The organism is Microvirga tunisiensis, from assembly GCF_009296175.1.
GTDB lineage: Bacteria > Pseudomonadota > Alphaproteobacteria > Rhizobiales > Beijerinckiaceae > Microvirga > Microvirga tunisiensis.
The window spans coordinates 1-3,745 of sequence record NZ_VOSK01000491.1; the positions used below are offsets into that span (position 1 = coordinate 1).

Consider the following 3,745-nt stretch of genomic DNA (forward strand, 5'->3'; position numbering starts at 1 on the left):
GGTGTTCAAGCTGGTGATGGCGGCCGCAAGAAGCTGGCGGAGGTTGATGGGCGAAAACCAGTTGCCCAAGGTGATCGCCGGTGTCAGGTTTAAGGACGGCACCGAGATCATTCCGATGCCGACAAACAGCGCCGCCTGATCGGCCCCATCACCTAAATTCCGTCATAGCTCTCTCGAGACGCTGCTCAAGGGCTTCAATCAGGCTTACAACAGGAGACGTCAGCGCGTGCTGAAGGGGCGAGCACCGGATGAGGTGGTGCGCAGCCGCCTGGCCGCCGAGCCGAAGCTGGCCAACCGCCGCTACAAGCCGCCCGATGCAGACGCGTTGCCGCCCGCCCTCCAGGTCATCGCTGCCGCCAAGGAGGTCTCGCATCCAGACACTGGCGAGGCGGTAAAACCATGGTGTTGCGACGGCCGCTTGAATCTGCCCAATACGTGTCGATTAAGTATACCGAGCGCCTCGCTGAGGCGGGGATTGAGCCATCTGTCGGCAGTGTCGGGGATTCGTACGCCAATGCTCTGGCGGAAACTGTCATCGGCCTCTTCAAGGCTGAGGTGATCCATCGGCGTGGTCCGTGGCGTTCCTTCGAGGCGGTTGAGTTCGCCACCCTTGAATGGGTCGATTGGTACAACAATCGGCGCCTGCTCGAGTCCATCGGCAACATCCCGCCGGCCGAGGCGGAAGCCGCCTACCACGCCCAGCTTGAGGTCAGGCCGATGGCCGCGTAAAATCCAAGCCAATCCGCCTCCGGAAAATTCGGCGCGGTTCAAGTCGTCTGTGGGCTCTTGGTCTTGGTCCGGGATGATCCACATCCTCGACCACCAGATAGAGTTCGTATTCATGGTGCTCGGGATTGCCGCAGGACTCGGTGCCCCGATCAGTGAGCACGCGACACAGCTTCACCTCGTGGGCATCGAAGAAGGGCAGGACACGGTCATTGAGCAGGTCGGCGGCCGTGATCGGCGTCTTGCGATCATGCAGCTTGGCGAACGCCACGTTGGTGTAGGTGTCGAGGAAGGTCTGCTGATAGATGCGTCCGACGCCTTTCATGGTGCCGACGTAGAACGTGTCTTGCGCTCCACAATAGCCAGGGCACTCGCTCTCGAACTCGCCGTGGCAGTCTCTGGGTATATCACCTCACCTCATTGCGGCGATTGGCTTGCTGCAACTGGAGCATGCCGAGCTGTGTCAGCGCCTGGAGCAGGAACTCAAGGACAACCCGGCTGTGGCGCTGGCGTCAAACGATGGCGCGGCGTTTGTCTCCCTCGAGAAACACCGTGACATCGACGAGTACATCGCCTCCCCCGACACATTGCGCGACCATGTCGCTGGTCAGATCAGCCTCAGTGCATTCACACCGCAGGAGCAGCTGAGTACCGGCGAGCTTGCCGCTCATCTGGACAACACTGGGCATCTTCAGGTTAACCTTTCGAAGCTGGCCGAGCGCTTCAATGTCCCGGAGGCTGATGTGGAACGGGTTCTCGCAAGCGTGCAGTGCTTTCACGCCTCGCACAGGCAACAAGCGGGGTTGAAAAGGGAGCACGATCAGCGAGAGCCGGCTGGCATAGAACATGCTTCTTCACAATTGCAAACGGAGGAAATCCATGCCTCCATCAGTTGACAGCACAGTACCCCAAGCCCATGCGGATGGTGTGCTGCGTGTGAATTGTCTAGCCCCGCCAATCAAAGTGGAGAGCTGGGTGCGTGGTCCGCCTCTTACGAGCTTCCGGCCCGGGACACGGTACGTCATCGTATTCTGGGCGATTTCTAGCATATATTGTGTGGAGGCAATGCCCCATCTGGTACAGTTGCAAGAGAAATATAAAGACAGCGGCCTTGAGGTCGTCGGAGTCGCAGCCTCCGAACGAGCTCCCACAGTGGACGAGGACCGAACCACGTTGCACGCGCGGCTGGCCGACAAGCTCCCAAATCTGAACTTTCGGATCGCGTTGGATTACACAGGCGAAATGAACAAGCTTTGGATGGATGCCAGTGCTTCTTTCTGGATTCCGAGCTCGTTCATCGTCAGCCCGGACGGCCGCATCGGTCCCGCTATGAAGGCTGAGGATTAGGCGACCGCGCTCGCGGCCGTCGCAGAAGGCATCGCCGCGAGGCCAGACGATCCCAACTTCTGCGAGCGTCATGCGGCTCTGTTGCTCCACAAAATGCGCGACAGGCAGGCCGGCTTGCCGGTGATGCGCCAATTGGCTCGCGATACGATCGGTAAAAAGGACTAGGATTGGATGGCGATGGAACTGCTCTTCGATCCCGCGAAAGACTACAACCACATCCCGCAGGCCGAGCACATCCTGGTGCTGAATCCGCCGCACGGCAACGGCCGTAAATTCCAGTCTTATGCGGCGGGTGGCTCAGTTTTACGACGAGAGCGGCAACAAGGACCGCGCGATCGCGTTGGTCGAGCACGCCCTGCAATCGCTCGTACCGGAGCCGATGCAGGACAAATTTCAACAGTACTGCATGCCACGGTTGCTCCAGGCCGTCGCTACCTACAAGGGTGAGAAGGCTTTTTGCGGGGGTTCGCAAGACGAGGCTGCGGGAACTTGCAAGGCGCAGCCGCCGAAGGAGGAACCATGAAAGAGGCATGAGACTCGGACTTTGGTGACTGGCCGTTCGTCCATGTCTCTGGCGTGGCGGTCGCAGGTAGGATCCATGCAGCACATGCTGGATCGTTTGCAGCAGGTTGGAGGTTCGAACCTTCCGGTGACCTCCGGCTGGAGCGCAACGAAAGCGACGCTCGCGGTCAACTCGCGCCGCAATCCGACACTCCATAAGAGTCTCGCGTTGTGCAAGATCAGGCTACGACTACCTCCTGATCGGTGACAAGAAAATATTGGTTGTTGCGTTGGGATCAACGCAATGCTCACTCATGACAAGATCTAGCAGGCCATTGATCTGGTGGCACACCAAGACGGACTATCCTCCTCTGGCCTCGCGCTGAAGGCCTGCTTGGATGGAACCACCTTCAGCCGATCGAAGCGGTCAGTCCGTGGCTCTGGGCGGCGTTGGCCCTCCATGCGGACACTGGCAAAAATGCTCGAGGCCGCCGACATGGATCTGGCTGCCTTTGGGACGTTGGTCAACTCCATCCCCGACGAGCCCGATCCGAAGCCCGAGGAAGCGCGCACACAGGGTCCCAAACTCATCCAAGGCTTAAGCTTGAACCGAGGAGGCGCATCAGTGAGGCGATCGATGATCTGACCAAGCGAGCGCCGTCGGGCTCATGCGGCGCGACCTTCCGTTGGCGCAGCATGAGCTCCTCCCCTCGCTCCTCTTCCTGATCGAGGAGCAGAATGATATGGACCAGCCCAATTAGAACGGAGGTGACGATGCACGACAACCGGCTCCCGTGCTATTCCGTCAAGGTGGAGATCCCGAATGAAGTCGGCCGGCCAGCGGCGACTTACTATCTGGTCCGGGCGGACTCTCAAACAGCAGCGATCAAGGCGGTCGAGCAGGTTTTGCCTGGCGCGTGGGCAGCGGTTGAAGCCACGTTGAGCCTTGTTCGGCGAGAAACCGTAGAGGCGCTGGATCTACACCCTGGCATGCCGCGCCAGATCTGAGGCTACAGCGATGGCATCCACCCTCAGGGTGCCGATGCCTTTGGTGCCAATCAGCTCCTCGGCGGCGTCCTGAATGCGATCACGGAGGGTCAAGGATGCCGAGTTGCGATGCGCTATCATCGTCCGCGTCCAACACGGCCGGATCCCGAAAAGGGGCTGCTGG

General features: G+C 59.9%; 4 protein-coding genes and 4 pseudogenes. 7 read left to right on the top strand and 1 reads right to left on the bottom strand.

Annotated features, from left to right (window positions below; translation table 11 throughout):
* From FS320_RS39930 to FS320_RS39940, 3 pseudogenes are all read left to right on the top strand, one after another.
* A pseudogene (locus FS320_RS39930) lies at window positions 1-139 on the top strand (IS256 family transposase); the annotation flags it as partial.
* Window positions 140-163: 24 nt separating this feature from the next.
* Window positions 164-379: pseudogene (locus FS320_RS49175) on the top strand (IS481 family transposase); the annotation flags it as partial.
* Window positions 380-426: 47 nt separating this feature from the next.
* Window positions 427-729: pseudogene (locus FS320_RS39940) on the top strand (integrase core domain-containing protein); the annotation flags it as partial.
* Between the two features lie 44 nt (window positions 730-773).
* On the opposite strand, the pseudogene FS320_RS39945 reads toward FS320_RS39940, so the two are convergent.
* Window positions 774-1,114, bottom strand: a pseudogene (locus FS320_RS39945) (transposase family protein); the annotation flags it as partial.
* A 46-nt stretch (window positions 1,115-1,160) separates the two neighbouring features.
* Here FS320_RS39945 and FS320_RS39950 point away from each other — a divergent pair.
* From FS320_RS39950 to FS320_RS39960, 4 genes are all read left to right on the top strand, one after another.
* Complete coding sequence (locus FS320_RS39950; RefSeq protein ID WP_244627686.1) at window positions 1,161-1,622, top strand: RNA polymerase factor sigma-54; 462 nt, start codon at window positions 1,161-1,163, stop codon at window positions 1,620-1,622.
* Window positions 1,606-2,073: a peroxiredoxin family protein gene (locus FS320_RS49180; RefSeq protein ID WP_244627687.1), complete on the top strand. Its 468-nt coding sequence runs from the start codon at window positions 1,606-1,608 to the stop codon at window positions 2,071-2,073. Before FS320_RS39950 ends, FS320_RS49180 begins: the two co-directional genes overlap by 17 nt.
* 177 nt (window positions 2,074-2,250) lie before the next feature.
* The gene (locus tag FS320_RS49185; protein ID WP_244627688.1) at window positions 2,251-2,520 is read left to right on the top strand and encodes a hypothetical protein; all 270 of its coding nucleotides are present in this window, start codon (window positions 2,251-2,253) and stop codon (window positions 2,518-2,520) included.
* 828 nt (window positions 2,521-3,348) lie between these two features.
* Window positions 3,349-3,582: a hypothetical protein gene (locus tag FS320_RS39960; RefSeq protein WP_152717981.1), complete on the top strand. Its 234-nt coding sequence runs from the start codon at window positions 3,349-3,351 to the stop codon at window positions 3,580-3,582.
* Window positions 3,583-3,745: the final 163 nt, after the last annotated feature.

Coding starts and splice junctions, on each gene's coding strand:
- FS320_RS49180 (WP_244627687.1), top strand. CDS start 1,606: ATGCCTCCATCAGTTGACAGCACAGTACCCCAAGCCCATGCGGATGGT.
- FS320_RS49185 (WP_244627688.1), top strand. CDS start 2,251: ATGGAACTGCTCTTCGATCCCGCGAAAGACTACAACCACATCCCGCAG.
- FS320_RS39960 (WP_152717981.1), top strand. CDS start 3,349: ATGCACGACAACCGGCTCCCGTGCTATTCCGTCAAGGTGGAGATCCCG.